At 51.0% G+C, this 22,411-nt stretch carries 22 protein-coding genes and 1 riboswitch; of the genes, 14 read left to right on the plus strand and 8 right to left on the minus strand.

Annotation, left to right across the window (positions count from 1 at the left end; genetic code table 11):
* Positions 1-32 precede the first annotated feature (32 nt).
* From KJS57_RS06825 to KJS57_RS06835, 3 genes are all read left to right on the plus strand, one after another.
* Positions 33-731 carry an HAD family hydrolase gene (locus KJS57_RS06825; protein ID WP_213654179.1) on the plus strand — a complete coding sequence of 233 codons (699 nt, stop codon included), beginning with the start codon at positions 33-35 and terminating at the stop codon, positions 729-731.
* A 408-nt stretch (positions 732-1,139) separates the two neighbouring features.
* Positions 1,140-2,228: a ribosome small subunit-dependent GTPase A gene (gene rsgA, locus KJS57_RS06830; protein ID WP_373316811.1), complete on the plus strand. Its 1,089-nt coding sequence runs from the start codon at positions 1,140-1,142 to the stop codon at positions 2,226-2,228.
* 184 nt (positions 2,229-2,412) lie between these two features.
* Positions 2,413-2,553 (plus strand): hypothetical protein, encoded by a 141-nt coding sequence (locus KJS57_RS06835; RefSeq protein WP_211021454.1) that lies wholly within the window; start codon positions 2,413-2,415, stop codon positions 2,551-2,553.
* A gap of 73 nt (positions 2,554-2,626) precedes the next feature.
* On the opposite strand, the gene KJS57_RS06840 is transcribed toward KJS57_RS06835, so the two are convergent.
* Complete coding sequence (locus tag KJS57_RS06840; protein ID WP_211021455.1) at positions 2,627-2,866, minus strand: hypothetical protein; 240 nt, start codon at positions 2,864-2,866, stop codon at positions 2,627-2,629.
* Between the two features lie 360 nt (positions 2,867-3,226).
* On the opposite strand from KJS57_RS06840, the gene KJS57_RS06845 reads away from it, so the two are divergent.
* The 5 genes from KJS57_RS06845 to KJS57_RS06865 all read left to right on the plus strand — a co-directional run bounded on the left by KJS57_RS06845 (position 3,227) and on the right by KJS57_RS06865 (position 7,022).
* Positions 3,227-4,054, plus strand: coding sequence for a hypothetical protein (locus KJS57_RS06845; RefSeq protein WP_211021456.1), 828 nt, complete (start codon positions 3,227-3,229; stop codon positions 4,052-4,054).
* A 182-nt stretch (positions 4,055-4,236) separates the two neighbouring features.
* Positions 4,237-4,623: a GntR family transcriptional regulator gene (locus tag KJS57_RS06850; RefSeq protein ID WP_211021457.1), complete on the plus strand. Its 387-nt coding sequence runs from the start codon at positions 4,237-4,239 to the stop codon at positions 4,621-4,623.
* Positions 4,620-5,486 (plus strand): ABC transporter ATP-binding protein, encoded by an 867-nt coding sequence (locus tag KJS57_RS06855; protein ID WP_211021458.1) that lies wholly within the window; start codon positions 4,620-4,622, stop codon positions 5,484-5,486. Before KJS57_RS06850 ends, KJS57_RS06855 begins: the two co-directional genes overlap by 4 nt.
* Positions 5,479-6,117, plus strand: a complete 639-nt coding sequence (locus tag KJS57_RS06860; RefSeq protein ID WP_213654180.1) for an ABC-2 transporter permease — start codon at positions 5,479-5,481, stop codon at positions 6,115-6,117. Before KJS57_RS06855 ends, KJS57_RS06860 begins: the two co-directional genes overlap by 8 nt.
* Positions 6,118-6,215: 98 nt before the next feature.
* On the plus strand, positions 6,216-7,022 hold the full coding sequence (locus KJS57_RS06865; RefSeq protein WP_211021460.1) for an SDR family oxidoreductase: 807 nt from the start codon (positions 6,216-6,218) through the stop codon (positions 7,020-7,022).
* 68 nt (positions 7,023-7,090) lie between these two features.
* On the opposite strand, the gene gluQRS is transcribed toward KJS57_RS06865, so the two are convergent.
* Positions 7,091-8,056 carry a tRNA glutamyl-Q(34) synthetase GluQRS gene (gluQRS, locus tag KJS57_RS06870; RefSeq protein WP_213654181.1) on the minus strand — a complete coding sequence of 322 codons (966 nt, stop codon included), beginning with the start codon at positions 8,054-8,056 and terminating at the stop codon, positions 7,091-7,093.
* Positions 8,057-8,071: 15 nt separating this feature from the next.
* On the minus strand, positions 8,072-9,403 hold the full coding sequence (locus KJS57_RS06875) for a hemolysin family protein (protein ID WP_213654182.1): 1,332 nt from the start codon (positions 9,401-9,403) through the stop codon (positions 8,072-8,074).
* 176 nt (positions 9,404-9,579) lie between these two features.
* Here KJS57_RS06875 and hrpB point away from each other — a divergent pair, with 176 nt between their 5' ends.
* The gene (gene hrpB, locus KJS57_RS06880) at positions 9,580-12,141 is read left to right on the plus strand and encodes an ATP-dependent helicase HrpB (RefSeq protein WP_213654183.1); all 2,562 of its coding nucleotides are present in this window, start codon (positions 9,580-9,582) and stop codon (positions 12,139-12,141) included.
* A gap of 72 nt (positions 12,142-12,213) precedes the next feature.
* Entirely contained in the window at positions 12,214-12,756 is a 543-nt protein-coding gene (locus tag KJS57_RS06885) for a general stress protein (protein WP_213654184.1), read from the plus strand.
* 41 nt (positions 12,757-12,797) lie between these two features.
* Here KJS57_RS06885 and KJS57_RS06890 read toward each other — a convergent pair whose 3' ends face one another.
* Positions 12,798-14,987 (minus strand): YhgE/Pip domain-containing protein, encoded by a 2,190-nt coding sequence (locus tag KJS57_RS06890; protein WP_213654185.1) that lies wholly within the window; start codon positions 14,985-14,987, stop codon positions 12,798-12,800.
* 367 nt (positions 14,988-15,354) lie between these two features.
* Between KJS57_RS06890 and KJS57_RS06895 the strand changes: the two genes are divergently transcribed.
* The 3 genes from KJS57_RS06895 (at position 15,355) to KJS57_RS06905 (ending at position 17,940) form a co-directional block, all read left to right on the plus strand.
* Positions 15,355-15,855, plus strand: coding sequence for a PTS sugar transporter subunit IIA (locus tag KJS57_RS06895; protein WP_211021466.1), 501 nt, complete (start codon positions 15,355-15,357; stop codon positions 15,853-15,855).
* 32 nt (positions 15,856-15,887) lie between these two features.
* Positions 15,888-17,357 (plus strand): PTS transporter subunit EIIC, encoded by a 1,470-nt coding sequence (locus KJS57_RS06900; RefSeq protein ID WP_211021467.1) that lies wholly within the window; start codon positions 15,888-15,890, stop codon positions 17,355-17,357.
* Positions 17,358-17,559: 202 nt separating this feature from the next.
* Complete coding sequence (locus KJS57_RS06905) at positions 17,560-17,940, plus strand: cupredoxin domain-containing protein (RefSeq protein ID WP_213654186.1); 381 nt, start codon at positions 17,560-17,562, stop codon at positions 17,938-17,940.
* A gap of 310 nt (positions 17,941-18,250) precedes the next feature.
* Here KJS57_RS06905 and KJS57_RS06910 read toward each other — a convergent pair whose 3' ends face one another.
* From KJS57_RS06910 to KJS57_RS06925, 4 genes are all read right to left on the minus strand, one after another.
* Complete coding sequence (locus KJS57_RS06910; RefSeq protein ID WP_211021469.1) at positions 18,251-18,547, minus strand: metal-sulfur cluster assembly factor; 297 nt, start codon at positions 18,545-18,547, stop codon at positions 18,251-18,253.
* Between the two features lie 42 nt (positions 18,548-18,589).
* On the minus strand, positions 18,590-19,822 hold the full coding sequence (locus tag KJS57_RS06915) for a heme-copper oxidase family protein (RefSeq protein WP_244861440.1): 1,233 nt from the start codon (positions 19,820-19,822) through the stop codon (positions 18,590-18,592).
* 22 nt (positions 19,823-19,844) lie between these two features.
* Entirely contained in the window at positions 19,845-20,411 is a 567-nt protein-coding gene (locus KJS57_RS06920; protein WP_213654286.1) for a DUF2249 domain-containing protein, read from the minus strand.
* 92 nt (positions 20,412-20,503) lie between these two features.
* Positions 20,504-21,490 carry a multicopper oxidase domain-containing protein gene (locus tag KJS57_RS06925; RefSeq protein ID WP_213654188.1) on the minus strand — a complete coding sequence of 329 codons (987 nt, stop codon included), beginning with the start codon at positions 21,488-21,490 and terminating at the stop codon, positions 20,504-20,506.
* A gap of 260 nt (positions 21,491-21,750) precedes the next feature.
* Here KJS57_RS06925 and KJS57_RS06930 point away from each other — a divergent pair, with 260 nt between their 5' ends.
* A complete protein-coding gene (locus tag KJS57_RS06930) occupies positions 21,751-22,110 on the plus strand; it encodes a replication termination protein (RefSeq protein WP_213654189.1) in 360 nt (119 codons plus the stop codon).
* A 79-nt stretch (positions 22,111-22,189) separates the two neighbouring features.
* Positions 22,190-22,386: riboswitch (cobalamin riboswitch) on the plus strand.
* The last annotated feature ends 25 nt before the right edge of the window (positions 22,387-22,411 follow it).

Genomic DNA, 22,411 nt, shown 5'->3' on the forward strand with positions numbered 1-22,411 from the left:
GGAGAGAGATATACAGAAATGGGGGAGTAGGTATGGAACAGATTAAAGCGATTTTGTTCGATTTGGACAATACGCTCATGGACCGAGACCGGACTTTCCGGGGATTCGCCAGGCAATTAATAAGCGAACGGGTGAAGGTCAGCGGTCCGGAGGAGACGGAACGGATTATTGAATATATGATTGAGAGCGACGCGGATGGATACCGTCCGAAAGAGGGCTTTTTCAAGGAACTGATACAGGAACTGCCATGGATAGTCAAGCCGGATTTGACGGAGCTGAAGTCTTATTATGATAAAAACTACATGTCTCACGCCCGTATAATGGAGCATGCGATTGAAACTTTAAAGGCTTGCCGTTCGCTGGGACTTAAGTTGGGTATCATTACGAACGGATTTAGTCATTTGCAGCATAGGAAAATTGATCTGCTGGAGCTGAGGGATCGTTTCGACGCAATAGTCGTATCCGGTGATATCGGCATCAAAAAGCCGGATGAAAGAATCTACCGACTCGCATTGAAAAAACTTGGCGTCCGTGCGGAGGATACGGTGATTGTCGGCGATCATCCCCGCAACGACATCTGGGGAGCCGCTCAGATAGGAATCCGTGGGATATGGCTGCTTCGAAAGCACGTTTGGTCTCCTGATCTGGAGGGCGGCACACCTTGGCACACGATCAAGGAATTGGATGAAGTCGCTCCATTGCTTCAGGCATCCTGTTTAACGGCGAAGTGAATTTCAAGTACAGGTTGACAAATGTTTCCTGATTCGAATATGATGTAGACAAATCTTTTCAAGGAGGCTGGTAATTATGTACGGAGTAAACCAAACGGTATTCACAACAATCCAACATATGATTACGGTCTCTGAACGGGATAACTGTTAGCAGGCGTTTTTCGTTGTTTATCGGAACAACGATAGAACTGTCTTGACAATGGAATATTGCCGCAGGACCGTAACGGTCCTGCGGTTTTTTCGTCTCCGGAGTTTTATTTGCTGTTCTTGCGGAGATGAGGGCGCGGGTGCTTTTGGCCGCGTCTTTTTTGTTTTTATTGTCCCTTTGAAAAGAAGCAACTATATAGCGAATTGGAGGAATTCGATTTGAACTCAAAATTAAAAGTAAACAGTATGCAAGATAACACCCTGGATATGAATATGCTCGGTTGGGGCCTTAGATGGGAGACGGCTTTTGCAGAGCTGAAGCTGGAAGATGCCGAACCTGGACGGATCGTAGCCGGTCACGGGCATAAATACCGCGTAATTACGAAGCGGGGGGAAGGATGGGCCGAACTTTCCGGGAAGCTTCAACATGAGCTTCCCGATAGAAGCGACTATCCGGCTGTAGGGGATTGGGTAGCACTGCGGTATTTTTCCGACGGGGAAAAGGACGGCATGATCCATGGTATTCTGCCGAGATCCAGCCGGATATCCCGTAGGGCTGCAGGCTCGGTGCCGGTAGAGCAGATGATCGCCGCAAATGTTGACGTATTGCTGCTCGTGGCTGCACTGAATTTGGATTTTAATCTTCGCCGTTTGGAGCGATATCTGGTTATGGCTTGGAATAGCGGAGCGAGTCCTGTCATTTTGTTGAGCAAGGCGGATCTTTGTGAGGATCCTGCACATTTTGTAAGGGAGACGGAAAATATCGCTCCGGGAGTTCCGGTCATCGCGGTCAGTGCCGCCCAAGATCAGGGAAGAGAAGAGCTGGAGGCCCTGCTGCAGCCCGGCATGACCATTGCTCTAACCGGCTCTTCGGGCGCGGGCAAATCGACGATCCTGAACTGGCTCGCCAATGAGGAGGTCCAGCTTACCCAGGACATCCGGGAAAGCGACAGCCGTGGCCGCCATACGACGACTCACAGAGAAATGTTCGTGCTCCCGCAAGGAGCGGTGATGATCGATACGCCGGGAATGCGGGAACTGCAGCTATGGAACGATGCCGGAGGCGGCTGGTCCGAGGCCTTTAACGATATTGAAGAACTTGCTGCGCAATGCCGGTTCGGAGATTGCCTGCATGAGCGGGAAGCCGGATGCTCGGTGCAAGAGGCCGTAAACAGCGGCGAGCTGGACCGTAAAAGGCTTGATAATTACCGTAAAACCCGGAGGGAATTGAAATTCCAAGCCTCGAAGGAGCGGCAACGCCAGAGAAATGATCGGAGAACAACCGGTAAAAAAGAGGCCCCCCGGGGGAAAGGGGAGCAGCGTAGACGTTTCGAGCAACAAATGGAATAATTAGGAATTAAAGGACGGCTTAGGTAGCAAGTCAGCGAACCGGAAGAAACATGTCGAACACTAAGAATCCTTGTCAGACGCGGCGTTTAGCCGTTTAAACCTCGAGAATCGGGTTAAATTAGGAGTAAGAACAAGGCAGGAAAAATGTTCCTGCTGAGAGATTACCTGATGGAGGATGAGGAATATGGCCATAGACCGGTTTATTATTAAGAAAATACAAACCTGCACCTATGAACCGATGCGTGTGAATCTGCTGCGTTTGTTGCTGATCCGGATCGAGAAGGCGATGCATGAAGAAGAGGCCCACAAGACGACAGCTTATTAACCGTCGCCCGGGCCTCTTTATTTTCATAAATCATAAATATGTCTGTAACATGCAAAGTGTTACGTGCTTTGGCTTAATAAAGCGAAAGAGCCAAGGAATCAAACTCGCTCTTGCTGTGAAGGATCGCCTCGGAGCCTTCAATTTCGATACTGATCAATGAATTCAGGCATTTCTTCAAAGCTTGTTTTCCGGTGCGAATCTTATTTTCCAGTGCACTAGTCAGTAGTTTCAATGTACGTTGTACGGGTTGTTTGGTATCGGTGTTAAAATATACGGGAACTTGGTTGTCTTGGAAAGTTATTAAAATTTTCATAGCTAATCACCTCTATACAGTGGTCTCATAATACACATTGTAAAGCAGAAATCTTAAAAATAGATTAAGATTACATTATAATTCAATTAAGGTTTTGTGACGGGCAGCCAAAAATGATAGAATTCTATGGTTGCCTTTTCATTTTATTACGGATAAATACGAAAATAAGTTTCATACTGCGTAAAAAAATGTGATTCAGCTCCTAGATTAATGGGTACTTTGTAATAGATTACCATAAATTTCCGATCAACAGCATTTTAAACAGTGGTATGATTACAACATCCCGAAAAATAACAGTATATCAATTTATGTTCATAAAGAGAGAGCAATCGACGAATTGAAGCAAAGGAGGTTAATAGAATGATAGTAGCTAATACGTCGCAAGAATCAGCTTTAACGCTAGATTCAAAAGAATTATTTTATTTGGCGGATTTGCTGGGCGCGGATTGCCTGGACTGTGTGGAGAATCCCTTTCGGGGATATTTGCAGAATGAAGCAGCGGAGAACCGGGATGATGTCCGCGAATCTCTGATTGCAAAAGGCGTCATAAATAGAGCTGTGGGAGATATCGCAATTCCACAGGAGATGTTCTCCAGACTGGCCGCGTTGTTGTTCTCGGATAAAGCCTGCTGGATGAAATACAAAACCGGAACGCAAATAAACGAAGAATTTTTACATATTACAAACGAGCGGGTCGTCACGCTGGAGAGGATGCCTGAGGATCCGACCCTCCACCGGATGGATGAGATTGGCGAGGTAAACAAAGCATGCGGGGTGCTGGCCGGCAAGCTGAAATGGAATATGCATACCCCGGGAGAATTACCGGCTCTACTGCTGTCCAGGCGTCAATTTGAAGAAATCGTGAAGCATTTGGATGAATTGGAGATGGATGATATTTTAGCGGAGTTGTCCAAAGTATCGGATGACCAAGAGGGAATCATTGCACTCGCCAAGTGCATGAAAACCAGCGTGTCTCACGGAGACCTAAGGTTCTATGCCCGTCATGGAGAGAACTGGGAGAGACAGAGCGCTAAATTTATCAATAATCATCATATGAACTGGCTGATCCGTACCAGTTCCAGAGAGGATGAGGATTGGCTAATCGCCACTCCGACACCGAGCGAGAAATTTCAAGAAATGCTCCAGCATTGGTTTCAGCAGCCAAGCGGACAAGGTCTTACGGAATAGAGAATTATTAATTACGTCTCCGGTGTAACCGGGTAATGGCATAATACAAGGAACAGCTCCGGGTCAGGGGCTGTTTTTTTGCATTTATTTTTTTATTGTAATTATATTGACTGAATCGTGTATAGTGTATATATTGTATATATACATTAACGACAAAGTGAACAGTGATAAGGAAGGTGACCATGAACATTTTACTGTCTCCTTCTTCGGGCGAGCCGATTTATTTGCAGATTGTCAGACAGATGCGAGGGAGCATCTTGCAGGGAGAACTACTCCCTGGAACCCCGCTGCCGTCCATCCGCCAATTGGCGAAGGATTTGCAAATCAGCGTCATTACGACAAAACGCGCATATAACGAGCTTGAACAAGAGGGACTTATCGATTCCGTGGTCGGGAAGGGTTCCTTCGTGGCCGGAGGAAACCAGGAGTTTATCCGCGAACAGCGGATACGCATGCTGGAGGACAAAATCAAAGAATTGCTGGAGGAAAGCCGCAGCATTCCCGTCAGCGTGGATGAATTAATCGATTGGATCAGATTGCTGGAGAATGAGGGAGGTCCTGATAAATGAATGCAGTTGAAGTGAAGGGGTTATCCAAAAGCTATGGCGGCTATGCGATGAACGATATTTCTTTTCCGGTGCCGCGCGGTTATATTACGGGACTTATCGGGCCAAACGGGGCCGGTAAGAGCACGATTATCAAGGCAATTATGGGGATGATCGTACCTGACGGGGGAGTCATCACCGTGTTGGGTCAAAATGCCGGGGCGACGGAAGGAAATTACAAACAAGAAATCGGGTATATTTCGGACGAAAATATTTTTTACGAGTATTTGTCCATGGAACAGATGAAGCGGATTATCGCTCCTTTTTATGCCCGGTGGGATGAAGATCTTTACCTTAAATATATGGATTTGTTTGAATTGCCGTCCCGGAAAAAAATCAAGGATTGCTCCAAAGGCATGAAGACCAAATATGCGATCGCACTGGCTCTGTCGCATCATCCCTCGCTCCTGATCATGGACGAGCCGACGGCCGGTCTGGATCCTGTCTTTCGGCGGGAACTGCTCGACCTTCTGGCGGACTATATTTTGGAGGAGGAAAATACGATTCTTTTCTCATCGCACTTGACGACGGATTTAGACCGGGTAGCCGATTATGTGACGTTTATTGACCGCGGCCGGCTTGTATTTTCGGATAACAAGGATGAAATCTTGGAGAGATACTCGATCGTCAAGGGCGCGAAGGAATTGCTGGACGGTGACATCCGTAAAGAAATGATCGGGATCCGCGAGACGGAGGTTGGATTCGAAGGGCTGTCCGGAAACCGGGATAAAGCGGTAAAGCTATTCGGGGACAAAGTGCTTTATCAACGGCCTACCCTGGAGGATATTATGTATTTTACGTCTAAAGGGGGTAAACAGCATGCCTAAAATCATCTGCTTGGTTCGCAAGGATCTCATTCTTGTTCAGCGTTATTTATGGCTGATTGTAATCTATGCATTCATTTTTTCGGGATTTATCCAAAGTAATGATTCTGCGCTCCTATATGGATTGCTCCCGGGCCTGCTGCTCATTTTAGCGATCGGGACGGATATGAGACTGCCGAACCAGCAATTTCTGGTCAGCCTTCCGGTGAAACGAAATTATCTCATTTTTTCGAAATATGCGTCCTCCTTTATTTTTCTGATTTTGGGGATCGCTGTTTGCTTATTGATGAACATGGTCACGGATTTAGTGGATTACGGAACATTAAAAATAAACGCTTCGCTCGTAATTGGAACATTCATTTCCATGACGCTGTTTACGTCCATCTACTTGCCGCTCTATTATTGGCTCGGATTGAAGGGAGCCCAGTTTCTGAATATGGCGATGATGATCATCATTATGGTCAGCAACGGAGCGGTATCGTCATTGCTGGGCAGCGAGGACATTTCCCGACCGCTGGAATGGGTATCCGCCCATTCATTGGCAGCGAGCGTCCTTATTGCGAGCGCTACGGCGCTGGTGGTGTTTATATCGTATCAAATATCGCTTGCAATTTTCAGGAAAAAGGATTTGTAAGCTTGGCGGGTGATTAAACCGCACCTCTTTTTGGGTAATCTTGAGACAGGAACTTTACTAAGTCCTTAACCCATTTAATAATAGGAGCGTGTGGCATCATGGCTGAAAATCAAAGCAATCGTCAGCGTTTTCAGGGAAAGACAGCGATCGTGACCGGAGCGGGGTCCGGAATTGGCAAAGCGACGGCGATCAAGCTGGCAAACGAAGGGGCCAAGGTCGCGCTCTTTGATCTGATGAATGATCGCACCCGCACAACGGAACACCAGATCAACAATATTTACCGCGGCGTTTCGCGCGCTTTCGATGTAGACGTGTCCGATCCGGTGCGGATGGAGGAAGCGGTAGAAGAGGTCGTAAAGACGTTTGGCGGCATCGACATCGTTTTTGCAAATGCGGGTATTAACGGCGCTTTGGCACCGGTGGACGAAATGAGTTTCGAAGATTGGGAAAAAACGCTGCGCATTAACTTGAACGGCACGTTTCTGACCGTGAAATATACCGTACCCCACTTGAAAAAACAAGGGGGAGGCAGCATCATTATCACCAGCTCGATCAACGGGAACGACCGGTTTGCCGGGTTCGGGATGTCGGCGTACAGTACGACCAAGGCAGGGCAAGTTGCTTTTACGAAAATGACGGCCCTGGAGTTGGCCAAATACAAAATCCGGGTCAATGCGATCTGTCCCGGAGCTATCGCCACAAATATTGATTCAACCTCCGAAATCAGCGAGGAGCTGGAAGAGATCATTATTCCGGTAGAGTATCCCGAGGGGGCGCAACCGCTGGCCGACGGACCTGGCCAGCCGGAAAATGTAGCCGACCTGGTCGCATTCCTGGCTTCCGACGAGTCTGTTCATGTAACCGGTGCAAGAATCGTAATCGACGGTGCGGAATCTCTGCTGTAACCGTGTAAAAGGAAGAAATTAATAAAACCTTCAAGCCCCAGTAAATGGGGGTTTGAAGGTTTTACTGTTTAATGGCAGGTTAAGAGCTGCTGTAAATGAGCCGGCTTCAGAATAAACGGTTCCCGGGAAACGTGATCCAAACTGAAGCCGGAGATCAGTTCAGTGGCGGCAATCGGCTCGAACCGGTCGATCAATCCGCTGATATAGGCCAGCCAGCCGATGACGGCCTCAGGGCGTGTACCGGCAGCCCGCAAGCTGGCGAGTCCGAGATCGCCGTGGCGCTTGGCCAGCCGGCGACCGTCTTCGCCCAGCAGCAGCGGAGCATGCGCAAACGCCGGCGGTGTATAGCCCAGTGCGGCGTAAAGCTCAAGCTGGCGAGGCGTCGAGTCCAGCAGATCGCCGCCTCGCAGCACATCGGTGATGCCCATCAGAGCATCATCGACCGTTACGGCGAGCTGATAGGAATACATCCCGTCCGCCCGCCGTACCACAAAGTCACCGCCGCTGCCCGGCGGAAAGCTCTGCGGTCCGAATATACCGTCCAGGAAGCGGACCGGTTCGTTTCCGATAGCGAACCGGAGCGACGGCGTCTTGCGGGCCTCCCGTTCCTGGCGCTCTTCGAGGCTTAAGCTGCGGCAGGTTCCGGGATACGGCGCACCTTCGGACGATAGTCCGTGCGGCGCTCCGGCAACGGCCAGCAGCTCGGCCCGGCTGCAATAACAAGGATACAGCCTTCCGGCTTCCTGAAGTTTCCGAAGGGCTTCTTCATAATAAGACCCGCGCTGACTTTGCCAATAAGGGCCGCCGGCGGGATCGGTACCCGGGCCTTCATCCCAATCCAGCCCGAGCCATCGAAGGTCTTCCAATATCCGTTCCGTTATTTCCGGTTTGGAGCGTTGTATATCGATATCTTCAATCCGCAGTATAAATACTCCGCCAGCCGCCCTCATCTGCAGCCAGGAGAGCAGGGCGATTTTTGCATTTCCGAGATGCATGTCGCCGGAGGGTGTTGGGGCAAATCGTCCCCGTTTCATTGTGCTTCACTTCCTTTAAAAACCGTCAGTCTCTTCAATTTGTGAGGGAGTATCCATTTTCTCGATCTCGATCTTCCGGATGCGGCTATCCTCCCGTTCCAGCACCGTAAAGCTGAACTCGCCATAATTGAGCCGGGTTCCTTCTTCAATATCGATGTCATGGCCGTACACCCAGCCTCCGATCGTATCGGTATCTTCGTCCTCCAGATCCGTGAGCAGGAGATCATTGATATGGGAAATCGAAACTTTGCCGTCTACGATGAGATGATTCTCCTTGAGAATCGTAATTTCCTGCTCCTCCTCGGTATCGAATTCGTCGCGGATTTCACCGACGATTTCCTCCAGCACATCCTCGATCGTGATCATCCCGGAAGTGCCGCCGTATTCATCGATAAGGAGGGCGATATGGGAGCGTTCTTTTTGCATGCGGGACAGCAGCTTGGTTAAAGGGATGTTTTCCGAAGCGGTCATTACCGGACGAACAAGCGAAGCTAACGGAGCATCAGGCTGGTCTTCATAAATCAAAAATAGCTGCTTGGTATTGATCACGCCGATGATGTCGTCCTTATTCTCGCGGATCACGGGGAACCGGGTATATTGCTCCGTTTTGATGATCTCCAGGTTTTCTTCCCGCGTTTTGTTGGCATATAGACAGACCATATCTGTCCGCGGAACCATGATATCCTTGGCGGACAGCTCGTCGAACGCAAAGATTCGGCTCAAATAATTATATTCATTGCTGTTGATCTCTCCGTGCTCCAGACTTGCGCTGAGCAGCTCCTGAAGCTCCTCTTCCGAGTGCGCATCCTCGCTCCCTGTTGTGGAACGTAGCCCCAGAATGGAGACGATACGGCCGGAAGAGCGATTGAGGAGCCAGACCAGAGGAGATATCAGCCCGGTGAACCATAGCAGCGGCCGGGACGCGGCGAGAGCGAAGGATTCGCCTTTTTGAGCGGCCAGCATTCGGGGCACCGTTGCGCCTAGAACTACATGCAAATAAGTTATTACCAGAAAGGCTATGGCAAAGGATAATACCGCTTCGAGCGTTTCCGGAAGCATGACCACCCTGAAGAGGGGGTTCAGCCAAACTTGGGCCAACGGCTGCGCCAACCATCCGAGAAGAAGCGAAGTTACCGTGATGCCGAGCTGGCAGGCAGAGAGCGCCTGTTGCGGCCTGCGCATCAGTTTTACCAGTGCAGCCCCGGATCTGCGGCCCTCGCGAAGCAGTGCCTCCGCCCGGCCGGAACGCAATCCGCGGAGAGAAAACTCCGCGATGACGAAAAAAGCGGTCATCATGACCAGTAGAAGGATCAGCAAGAAGCTCCAAAGGGTTCCGTCCGGATTCATGATCGTTAAATTTCCCTCCCGTGACCGGCAAACCCTTTCTAATTATACAAGAGAGATTCCCGTGCATCAAAGAAAACACCGGGCTTTTCGAGTATGATAAAATGAGTTATCCGTGAAGGCTTGTTTATGCCGGATTGTTCGATTTTGAAATAGTGTAACCCCGTAAGGAGATAAAGATGAATACATTATTGATGCCTATAGATGAAGTGATACCTAGTCTTCGGGAACAATTGAATTCAGCCGGGGCCGCCGTGCTGATTGCGGAGCCGGGTGCGGGAAAAACGACGCGTACGCCGTTGGAGCTATTGAACGAGCCCTGGATGGAAGGACAGCAGATGATTCTGTTGGAGCCTCGCAGGCTCGCCGCCAGATCGGCCGCGCTCTATATGGCCGGGCAACTGGGCGAGCGAGTAGGGGAGACGGTGGGGTACCGGATCCGCACCGAGAGCAAGGTGTCCTCCCGTACCAGAATTACGGTGGTTACGGAAGGTATTCTCACGCGAATGCTGCAGAATGACCCGGCGCTGATCGGCACGGGCCTTCTGATCTTCGATGAATTTCATGAGCGCAGCCTGCATGCCGATCTGGGACTGGCGCTGGCGCTTCAGAGCAGGCAGCTGCTGCGCGAAGACTTGCGCATTCTGGTGATGTCCGCCACGCTGGACGCGAGTCCGGTGGCGGAGCTGCTCGGGAATGCGCCGGTGGTTCAAAGCCGGGGACGGATGTACCCGGTGGAGACGGTGTTTGCCGGCCGTCCGCAAGGGGAAACGCTGGAAGCGGCGGTCGCGCGGACGTTGCATCGGGCGCTGGCCGAGCATGAGGGCAGCGTCCTGGTCTTTTTGCCCGGCGCGCGTGAAATTCGCCGGGTCGAATCGGCGCTCGCGGGGCAGGTGCCCGCGGGCGTGACGGTGGCGCCGCTGTACGGCGCGCTGCCGCAAGAGCAGCAGCAGCGGGCGATCGGGGCGGCGCCGGATGGCGGGCGCAAGGTCGTGCTGGCCACGTCGATCGCGGAGACCAGCCTGACGGTGTCAGGCGTCACGGTCGTGATCGACAGCGGGCTGCGCCGGACCGCGCTGTTCTCGCCGCGCACCGGCATGAGCCGGCTCGTCACGGTGCGTGCCGCCCGCGATGCCGCCGACCAGCGGCGCGGCCGGGCGGGCCGCACGGCGCCCGGGACGTGTTACCGCCTCTGGACGGAGGCGGAGGACCGGGCGCTTGCGCCGAGCACGCCTCCGGAAATGCTGGAGGCGGACTTGACGCCGCTGGCGCTGGAGCTGGCGGCCTGGGGCGCCGAGTCCCCGGCCGAGCTGGCGTGGCTCGACGCGCCCCCGGCGGCGCCTTACGGCCAGGCCGTGCAGCTGCTGCGCCAGCTCGGCGCGCTCGATGCCGCCGGCCGCATCACCGGCCACGGCCGGCGCATGGCCGCGCTCGGCCTGCATCCGCGGCTCGCGCATATGCTGCTGCGCGCCCGGCCGCTCGGCCTTGGGCGTGCAGCCTGCCGCATGGCCGCGCTGTTGGAGGAGCCGGGCCTCATCAAAGGCCCGGCCGCGGGAAGCGACGGCGACCTGCGCAGCCGCCTCGCGATTCTAATGGCCGCCGGCGGAGATAGCGGCATTATACATCATGCCGCCCATGCTACCCACAATGATGGGCATACGGCCGGCAGCGCGGACATCCAGCGGCTGCTTACGGTCAGCCGGCAGTGGGAGAACCGGCTGGAGGCTCAGCTGCCGGATTCGGTCGTTACCGATGCCGCCGGAGACTGGTGGAACATGTGCGGCCTACTCATTTCGTTTGCTTATCCGGATCGAATCGCCCGGCGCCGGGGAGACGGGAGGTACTTGCTGCGTTCCGGCAGAGGCGCGGCTTTTGCCCGCCAGCAACCGCTTAGCGCGGAAGACTTTCTGGCGATCGCCGAGGTGGATGACGAGGGCCCGGAAGGCAGGATTCTTCTGGCTGCTCCGATGCAAGAGTCCTGGTTGACCGAATATTACGGGGACGAGCTGAAGGAAGAGAAGACGGCTGAATGGAACGAGGAAATCGGAGCCGTTCGGGCACGAATTATCTTGTCCCTCGGCGCTATCGTGCTGAAGGATCAACCGGATCCCAAGCCTTCGCCGGAGCTGGTCCTTCAGGCCCTGCTGCGAATCGTGGCGGAGCAGGGGCCAACCATTTTGCCTTGGAATGCTAAATCGAGGCAGCTTCAGGCCAGAATTCTGTTCTTGCGGCAGATGAATGAAGAACGATGGCCGGACGTCTCTGACGAGGCCCTATCGAAGGAAGCGGCCGAATGGTTTGCTCCCTACGTGGCCGGCTTCCGCAAAAAGTCGGATTTGCAGACCTTGTCCCTACACCAAATCCTTGAAAATCGCCTTGGCTGGCAGCTGGTACAGGAGCTGAACGAAGAAGCTCCAACCCATTTGCTCGTGCCGAGCGGTTCAAAGATCCCGGTCCAATATGACGGGCCGCAAGCGCCCTATGCATCCGTGCGTCTCCAGGAAGTGTTCGGGATGATGGAAACGCCGCGGATCGGTTACGGACGGATTCCGATTACGCTGCATCTGTTGTCACCTGCCAGCAGGCCGGTGCAAGTGACGGCAGACTTAACCAGCTTTTGGAATAACACCTATTTTGATGTGAAAAAAGACCTGAAGGGCCGATACCCCAAGCATTATTGGCCGGATGATCCCTTGGAGGCAACCGCGACCCGCCGGGTCCGTCCAGGGAATGGCAAATAGAAGGGGGAAGGGTTTGAGGCCCGCAACCTACGGGTAATGAAGGGAAACCAGTTTACCAGGAGGTTGATCCCTATGAGCAAAAAAATAGTCGGTGTTTTTGAAAGCGAAAGGGAAGCTACTGCTGCCATCGAAGCACTCCAACAGCAGGGATTTTCAGCGGAAGAGATTTCCGTGTTGTCCCGGGACCGCCGGGATCGTGAAGCGATCCAGGATGAGACAGGAAGCAAGGCGCCGGAAGGCGTAGCCGTGGGCGCGACGACAGGCGGTTTGTTGGGCGGCGTAGCCGGTCTGCTGGCAGGCATCGGAGCTCTCGCCATTCCCGGGATCGGTCCGGTCATTGCCGCAGGTCCGATTGCGGCGGCGTTGACCGGGATGGCTGCCGGGGCTGGAGCGGGCGGCCTTGCCGGAGGACTGATCGGTCTCGGTATCCCGGAAAATGAAGCGAAAGCGTACGAGTCCTATCTGGATGAAGGCAAGATTCTTGTCCTGGTGGATGAGGACAACCGCAGCAGCCATGTCTATGACACTTTCCGGAGTAATCGTTCGCTGAACTCGGATATTTACGCTGCCGGTCTGGTCGACCCGTACCGCGACGATCCTTCGAGTCGTTTGTAACCAATTATTGTAACTCATAAGACATCACGCCTGGGCGGCGTCTAATGGATCAAGTGGCCGGATTTGGCCTTCTCGACCCATTTGGCGGCCGCCTTATTTACGGACTTTTTGAGCCCAAGTCCCAAAGCGAGTGATAATCCCGCATAGAGCAACAATACATAAATGTCTCTGGTGACGATGTCCTGCACGCTCCCGCCGACAGCTTCCCGCATCAGGCTAATGCCGTACGTAAAGGGAAGGAAGGGATAGATCGCTTGAAAAAACGGCGGAGTCACCTGGATTGGGAATGTGCCTCCCGAGCCGGCTAACTGTAATACCAGCAGGACGATGGCCATCGCTTTTCCTACGTTCCCGAATACGGAAACGAGCGTATAAATGATGAGCATAAATACCGCGGCGAGCAGCAGCCCATACAGTACGAATCGGATCGGATCGGCGGCGTACGTGCCGAGAATCAGGAGGTCACCCACGGTTGTGAACACGGTTTGCAGAAGCGCCAACGTCAAGAAGGTGAGAAACCTCCCCAAATATTCGTGGTAACTGCGGATACCGTCAAGCCGGTCATGGACCTCGACGGTAAGCATGGATACAAGCAGCAATCCCCCGACCCAAACCGACAACGTCGTGAAAAACGGAGACATCGCCGAACCGTAATTCGGAATAGGGAACACCCGGTTCTCCTTCAAAATGACCGGCTCGGCGAAAAACTCACTTTCCTTGGCAAAATCCAGGCTTAGTAATCCGATCAGATCCTCCAAGGTTCCTTCCTTCTCGAGCGAGGTGATCCTCCGGGTTACTTCCTGGAGCTTTTTTTCGGCTGTCGGGAGTTCCTTGCGAATCACCTCGGCCCCCTTAATAGCTGCAGTAAGCCCTTTTCCGGCATCGGTAAGCACCTTGTCGATGACGGGAAGATCACCCGTCGCTTCCTGAAGTAATTTCCCGGCATGGCTTGCTTCCTGCTTCAGTGTATCCATCGCCGATTTAATAGCGGGCTGAATGATATTGTCGAAGTTGCCGGAAAGCCGGTTAAGCCGGTCGGCGGCCGATTCAGCCAAGCCATGCAGCTTGGTCAGCGCTGCTATTGCGGCTTCTTTAGGGCCGGGAGCGGCTCCGGTCTCAACGGCCGAGGAGCGAACGCCAGGGAAGAGACCGGCCATTTGATTGAATTCGCCGCCGGCTTGGCGAAGTTCGGCAACGGCTCCGGTCAGTTTGTTCCCGGGCGCCGAGGGCTCCAAACGTGCCAGCATGTCAGCGAGTGATTCGGCCATACCCGCCGCAACGGAAAGACCCTGGGTCAGATGCTCGGACTGCTGCGGAGTCAGCAATTCTTTACTTTCATCTTCATTGTCTTGTTCCAATTTCGCCAACAGAAGTCCGGTGGTACGGGATGCCAGGTCCGCCGCTTGCGTCAACTGGATAAGGGTATCTTTTACGATAGGAGAAGATGTCTCCAAAACCTCGCCGCCCCGGTTCAGAAAAGCTGAAGTGTTGTCGGCCCATTGCTTTCCTTTATCCGCCAATTCAGCGGCATGCGGCAGCTCATTCTGAACTTTGCCTACGATGTTTTGAGTGGCATGCAAATCATCTACAGCCGTCCCTGCTGCCTGGTTGATTTCCGGGTACAATTCCTGAAATCGCAATGCCAAGGTTTTCATTTTACGGATTAACGGAAGCTCCTGCTTTAGTTCTAGTCCGATCTGATTGAAGATGCTGAAGATCGCCCCGTTAGCCGTTTTGATGAAATTCCGGTTAACTTCGCTGGTGACAGAGCTCGCGCCCTTGGCGGTGATTTTCGGAGCGACCGCGTTTATTTTTTCGTTCACGTAATAGAGAATCTCGGCTTTCTCCGGGGTTGGCGTTAATACCGAAGCAATCCGCGCGGAAAAGGAATCGGGAATCACGATTACGGCGTAGTATTGCCCTCTTTTTAATCCTTTCATCGCTTTATCTTCGCTGGTGAATATCCATCCTATATTATGATTTTCTCGAAGTGAGGAGATGATTTCATCGCCGATCTTCAAGGATTGTCCCCTCAAAGTCGACCCTGCATCCTGGTTTACGACCGCAACCCGAATCCCGGAAGTTTGGCTGTAAGGATCCCAGGAAGCTTTTATATTGAACCAGGCATAGAGCGAAGGGAGGATGATCAATCCGCCTATAATCACCGCCGCAGCCCAGTTCGTGACGATTCCTCGCAGATCTTTTATATAAATTGCAAATATCGGTTTCATGAGAGGCCCCGTTTCGTCTTTTGAGCGCTAGTATCCCACCAGGACCCCTAATCCATTCGAATAGATACCGCTTTCAAAATTTCTATTGACGAGTGGGAGATGCTTGATTTATGATTAGCACATAACAAAAAACCGATTTCATATGGCGTGTTACCGTTACTGCTAATGGGCATGAGCCAAGGAAAGCTGACCTAGTTCAATAGGCTTCTTTTCTTGGCTCTTTTTATTGCCTTTTGAAAATAATACATCGACTCGCCAGGCATAATATTAAACATCATGCAACATGCAATCGGTATAAAATAGTGGGGATTTAGCCGTTGTTTTACACTGCAGTCACTCACTCAATTCGGATAGGAGGGTCCAAAAGATGTTTTCAAAATGGAGAAAGAAATCTGCTGAGTCTAAAGTTGTAGAGGTTGCCGCGCCGGTTACAGGGCGGGCCGTTCCTTTGTCGGAGGTTCCCGATGAGGCTTTTGCCGGAGGGCATATGGGGCAGGGGATCGCTATTGAGCCTGAGGAGGGGAAACTGATTGCGCCGTTCGACGGGACCGTGGTCCATGTCATTAAGTCCAGTCACGCGGTAATGGTTGAGAATGCTGAAGGAATGCAATTTTTGTTCCACATCGGGATCAACACGGTGTCTTTAAAAGGGGAAGGTTTTAACTCCCATGTGTCTACGGGAGATAAGGTGAAAGCAGGGCAAGTCCTGATCGAGTTCGACATCTCGAAAATCAAAGAAGCAGGATATCCGGTCATCACCCCGATCATTGTTACAAACGCTGACGAAGTGGCTAGCGGACTAGAGACACTCACCGGACCTGTGACAGCAGGCAGAGATGTCATTTTAAAAGCGGTTTTGAAGTCTTAGATAGTACTACAAAAAGGAAAGGATGATTTGGAATGTTGGCTTTTCTTCAAAAAATCGGGAAGTCATTGATGCTACCGGTAGCAACGTTACCAGCGGCAGCAATCCTGAATCGCTTCGGCGCCGTTGATTACATCAAAGATTTTCACTTCGGAGATAGTGTTGGGGGGTTCTTTAATACTTACATCGCCCCGTTTCTGACTGCGGGCGGGGGCACGATCTTTGACAACCTGCCTTTAATTTTTGCAGTCGGTGTTGCGATCGGGCTTGCGGGTGACGCCGTTGCGGCTTTGTCAGCCGTCATTGGACAGTTAATTTTACTTAAAGTGCTTGCTATCGTACCGGGAATATTTCCGGGCTTAATGCAAGCAGGCGCGGATACTAAATTGAACATGGGTGTTCTCGGGGGTATCTTTGTAGGTTGTATCTCAGCTTTTCTATACAATAAATATCATAAGATCAAGCTTCCGGATTGGCTCGGCTTCTTCGGAGGCAAACGTTTCGTTCCTATGGTCACCGCTTTTACAATGATTTTCGTTGGTTTGATTTTCGGTTTGATCTGGGGGCCGATTCAAAGTGTTCTGGATACCTTCGGCAACTGGGTTACAAGCCTTGGCGGGGTAGGATCCGCAATTCATATTGTTGCTAACCGCCTCCTCGTACCATTTGGACTGCATCACATTATTAACTCGATCGTTTGGTTCCAAATCGGCGACTTCACGAACGCTGCAGGCGATGTTATTCATGGTGACTTGTATCGTTTCTTCGCGGGAGACAGATCAGCAGGTATGTTCATGACAGGGTTCTTCCCGGTTATGATGTTCGGTCTTCCAGCAGCAGCATTCGCTATTATCCATACAGCTAAACCAGAAAGACGTAAAACGGTTGCGTCTATCTTCGTGGGTGCTGCATTTGCTTCTTTCTTGACGGGTATTACTGAACCTCTGGAATTTGCGTTCATGTTCGTTGCTCCTGTTCTTTATGGTGTGCACGTCGTATTATCCGGTATCGCAGCGTATGTTACTACCGCGCTTGGCATGAAACTTGGATTTGGTTTCTCGGCCGGTTTCATTGACTATGCGATAAACTACGGAATTTCTACAAAACCGCTGTTACTCATTCCAGTGGGTCTCGTCACCGCCTTGGTATACTATGTGTTGTTCCGCTTCCTTATTGTGAAGATGAACCTGAAAACACCGGGCCGTGAAGATGATTTTGATGATGTTGAGGTTGTAGAAGAAGAAACAACTTCTGGTGGAGCTGTATCTTCAAACAGCCGTTCTGCTCAAATCTTGACTCAACTTGGCGGACCTAGCAACATCGAATCCGTGGATGCTTGTATCACACGTCTGCGTCTTATCGTTAAAGATGAGAAGATTGTAAACGACGCCGGATTGAAAAAGCTTGGTGCTTCCGGGGTTATGAGGCTCGGCAAAGGTGCTGTTCAGGTCGTATTTGGACCACAATCCGAAGGAATCAAGGATGAAATCAAAACAATGCTGTAAAATTAGATAAGGCTAAGCAAGGCCTCTGTAAGCAGGGTGGATCAAGATCCACCCTGCTTTTTAATGTGCAAAGGGGCTTTTTCTTGGATTAAGTACGCGAATAAAACGATAACGACTCATTTGTGATGGGAATCACAAGCGGGGAGGAAGAGGCATCATACAATAAGTTTAGAGGTGTTTACCTGTAAAAGGAGGAAGCCGTATGATCGAGAAATTAACGAAACGCACTCTTGCCCTCGCCATTACAGCGGCTTTAGTCGTACTGCCGGCTTGCGGTAAGATTGGAGATCAAAATGCTATAGGTCAGGCCGGGAAAGGTCCTGTTAAGCAATTTACAGTTCACGCCCGCAGCACGGGCTATGATATGACGGAGATTAAAGTCAAGCAGGGGGATACCGTAAAGATCACGCTCAAAAACGAACAAGGCATGCACTCGCTGAAAATTAAGGGATACAATAAGGAAGTAAGAGGCGGAAAGACTATTACGTTCGTAGCGGATAAAACGGGGGAGTTTGTGTTTTCCTGTAATATCTCTTGCGGCAAAAATCATAAGGCCATGACAGGGAAGTTAATCGTCAAATAAAAGGGGAATGGGCTGAACTAAATAATCAATGCGGGCAAAATATAGACTGAGCTAATGTGAACTGATGGTGGCAAGTACGTAAAATGTTCCTTCGATCGCTGTTGGTTCCAGATTTCTTGATATTATAAATTCTTAAGGGGTAGAAATCCGGAACCAAAGGCGAACGCTCCGCTTCTGACGGAATCATTTTACTCCCTTGCCTGCATCAATTTCTAAACTCAGTCTATATAATTGATTTTTTAGTTCAGCAAGGGAGAAAAGTAAAAAAGCACCTGCAACGGCTTTCGCACGTTGCAGGTGCTTTTTTTGTTTAAAATCCCAACTCGCGTTTGGCTTCCGGTGACATCATTTCCGGGGACCAACGGGGTTCCCAGACCAGATCGACATCGACGACAGCGACGTTCAACTGATCCTCTATCACGTATTTGACGCCCCCGACAATCGTGTCATGCATCGGGCATCCCGGGGTAGTGAGTGTCATCTGTACATAAATTTGATCACCCAGATCCCGGATGTCGAAGACAAGCCCTAGATCGACAATGTTGACGCCCAGCTCGGGGTCATAAACTTCTTTTAGCATTTCGCGAATTTGTGCAGTGCGGTCCATTTTTGAGCCCTCCATAAAAATATAGTTTATTGGATCAAGGGATTAACGGGAGAAGACGAGTGCAATCAACGCAATATAGGCAAGCGAGACTAGTGAGAACAAGGCGCCGAATAAGGCAATCACCCACGAAGAGTTCAGGGCGATGCCGACCAGAACGGCCAATTGGGTGCATGCGATAAGCGTGAGCCCGAGATTTGCTTTTTTCTCATTCAACAGATCGGCCATGACCGGTGTACCCGGCTTTCCGACCTGCTTGCCGTATTTGTGGGTCCACCAAAGGAACGGAACGATCTTGGAAGCATAACAGAGAATCATAAAGGATACCCAGCCGTTCAGATAGACCCAGCCGATCATCAGCATCGTTCGTGTGTCCATCAGTTGATCAGGGGCGGTTGCAAGCTTCACCAGAAGAGCCGCGGCAAACACCGCGAACAGTTGGTTCCCGTAAATCGTCCAGCCAATTCCGGCCCCAGGATTTTTCTTATGCCGCTTATTGCGGATTTGCAGCAGGTGGATATTGTAGGCAATCAGCGCCAGCATAATGATGACCAGGGCGGTCCAGGTCAGCCATATCGTCGTCCCGATGAGGAGCGAAACAGCTCCGAGCAGTACGCCGAGATTCCATAATCCGAGCGTTACCCATTGAAGGCGGGTGTCATATTCATGCGACAAGTAAAACATCGGCAACAGCTTGTAGCTAAAGCCGGTGATCAAAAGACCGAACCAGCCGAGCGTTCCGAGCCAGATGTGTGTGTGGAACAGGTTCTCATGCGGATCGCCCAACCAGCCGGTGGCGAAGTCAAGCCCCATGGTCATGCCGGAGAGACCGGTCAGCAGCAGGTAAAAAACGGCGCAAGTAGTGCTGATTGTAATCGCATCCCACTTGGCCGCGCGGAACAAGGTACATGCCATATTCCAAACGAACAGAACCAGCCCGATAAATGCGAGAGTCGCAAATCCGGCAATCCAAGAAATCTCTCCTTGAATAAAGCCGAACAGTAACCCGAATAGTCCAATCGTAAAACAGAAGTAGTGGATATAACCCAGCCGTTCGCTATAAATCGTAGTCTGCAAAATTACGTTGATTAGCTGGTAGACTGCTCCCATAGCGAGCATGGATGCCCATCCCAGAACAAACAGATGAACGTGAAACCAGCCGGCCGGCCCCCGGATGTCATCGCCGATCCAAGCGGTCAACGACATCAGCGAGGTGGCATGGAATAATATGAATCCGAATATGCCCGTAATAATAAACAGGAAAGGGAGGCGGGACATTTTTGACACGATGTTCAACCCCCTATGCTTTTGTGATAGTTACGATAGCCGATCCATCCGGTTGTTCTTCAACAGTGAAAGGGCAGCCCAGACTGTTCAATTCCTCGATCAAAAAAACGGGTACCCGGTCATTATGGATCCGGACCTGATCTCCGGGCTTGCAGCGATTCACCGCGGCAAGCGTTCTTACCATCGGCTGCGGGGGCTCTAGGCCTCGGTTATCAAGCTCGATCAGCTTGGATTGCCGTTCCTCAGGCACGGGTCCGTTGCACTCTGTTGATGCTTGGTTTATCGTATCCTGGGAAGCAAGGTCCTCGGAATTCGACTCGTCGAGCCATTGTTTATTTTTTTTGCTTACGAAGGTAGTAATCCAGTGCTCCTTGTCATCCTGCTGGACGGCTTTTCCGACGAGGCCTTTCATTTTGAGGAAGCCCAACAATGGAGTTGGCTTGAACGTGGCGTGCAAGACAAAAATATCGTCCGATTCCAGCGTTTTGACGGTATCCATAATGAGCTGGAACGGCTCCAGCTTGTTACGTAGCTGCTCTCTAACATCCAATTCAACGATTTTGGCATCTTTTCGATCCATCATGAATCACCTCTTCTTCATTATAAAACGCACATTCAGACCCATTGTGATTTCTGTCACATGTATTTCTGGTTTAGAAAGCTTGACTCTTGTTAATGGCTCATGGTGGATGGCTCTCCGTGATCCTTACCGTCCGCGGTAACCCGCAAAATGGCCGACGCTCCTTTGTTGGCGTCTTTCAATTGATGGGTCAAGATCGGATAGTCGCCTTCTTCGGTTACGGTAAATTCGACAACCGCTCCGCCGCCTGCCGGAATCATGGCCGTTTGCAGCCCGAACATCAAGTTTTTCGGATTTCCGTCGATATACACCCGGTCCATCGTGGTGCCGACGACATGGAAGGAGGACACTTCGTTAGGTCCTACGTTGGCGACGTACAATCTGACTTGATCCCCAACTTTGGCGAGCAGAGGGTGTTCCTTGAGCGTAAAGTCATCACCGTTAAAAACGACATATTCCGGCGGTTCATTCATGAACGCCTCTTCGTCATGCTCTCTGTACCACTCGCTTTGAACGATTGTATACTCCCGGTCGATCTCGGCGTCGCTTTCATACCCGGCCTTCGGTTCGACGATGATCATTCCGTACATTCCGTTGCCTACATGGAGCAGAACCGGACTTGTACCGCAGTGGTACATAAAGACGCCGGGCGTCGTAGCCGGATAAGAAAAAGTTCCTTGTTCATTCGGCATCACGTCGATGAATTTTTTGCTCGGGGCTGCATGAACTGCATGGAAATCCATCGAATGGGGCATGTCGGGGTCCATGTTTTTCAGCGTGAAATCGAGCGTATCCCCTTCTTTGACCCGAATTACCGGGCCAGGCACCGTGCCGTTAAAGGTCCATGCGTTATAGAAAACCCCTTCCGAAATTTCCACATTGGTCACTTGGGCTGTCATTTCTATATGGACAGTCTGTCCGTCACGCCGGATGACCGGCTCAACCGGAGGTTGATTAACCACAGCAACTTCTTGCTCGGAGCCCGTTTCTTCGGCCGGAATAGCCGGGGAGGGGTACCAGACCGCCAGGATGATGACCAGACAGGAAAGGACCAGAAAGGCGGGTTTTGCATATTTCATAGGCGCAGCTCCTTTCACGGAGAGATATTTAAATTTTTATATTTTAAGACTAAAGGCAAACCGAAATAGCCCTTGTGACGGAAAGCACATTTATACGCATGTCGAAAAATCGTAACAATTGAGGCCAAATATTAGCCTGTTAATATTATTTCAACATATGAAAAATTCACAATAGAAAAATAATATTTTTCACGTATCTAGCCACTATTGTGAAATTTTCACAGTTGAGCTATATTGTTCTTGTAACGGGAGGTGTCAACATGGCATTTATGATCGCCCAAAGGGCATATATCAAGCTATTTTTAATTACAAAAGTGGAGCAGCGCCGGGGATACGGTTATCAAATGCTTGAGGAGTTGAAGCAAGAATTCGCGCCGTTCGGTTACGTTCCTCCGCAAAGCGAAATTTATCGGGCTCTGCACGAATTAGTGCAGGAAGGCGTATTATTTCGGACCAAGCAGCTTAAAGGCAGCGATCCCAGCGTGGATTTCCAGGAGATTGTGCTGTATCAATTTACGGATGACGGTACGGAGAAAGCCGAACTTTACAAAAAGCAGGTGAAAACGGATCTGGATCGCTGCATCGGGATGTTGAATAAGGCAGTAAGGGATAATTATTAGAACAGCATTTAATTCCGACAAAGTTAGTATTGATTAATAATTGCACATCTTGTAAGATTAGTGAAACGAACTTCACAACTTCATAATTGTGGGAATAGGTGCTTCAGCCGCGGTTGAAGCTTAAAAGGGAAGTCCGGTGCAAATGCCGGCGCGGTCCCGCCACTGTAACAGAGAAGCCGAGATGCAATCATAGCCACTGGTGTTCAAGAACACTGGGAAGGCAGCATCGGGTGATGATTCTGAAGCCAGGAGACCTGCCTATTCTAGCAACACTGCTGTACCTACGGGAGATAGGGAGGTG

Source organism: Paenibacillus vini, from assembly GCF_018403325.1.
Taxonomy (GTDB): Bacteria; Bacillota; Bacilli; order Paenibacillales; family Paenibacillaceae; genus Fontibacillus; species Fontibacillus vini.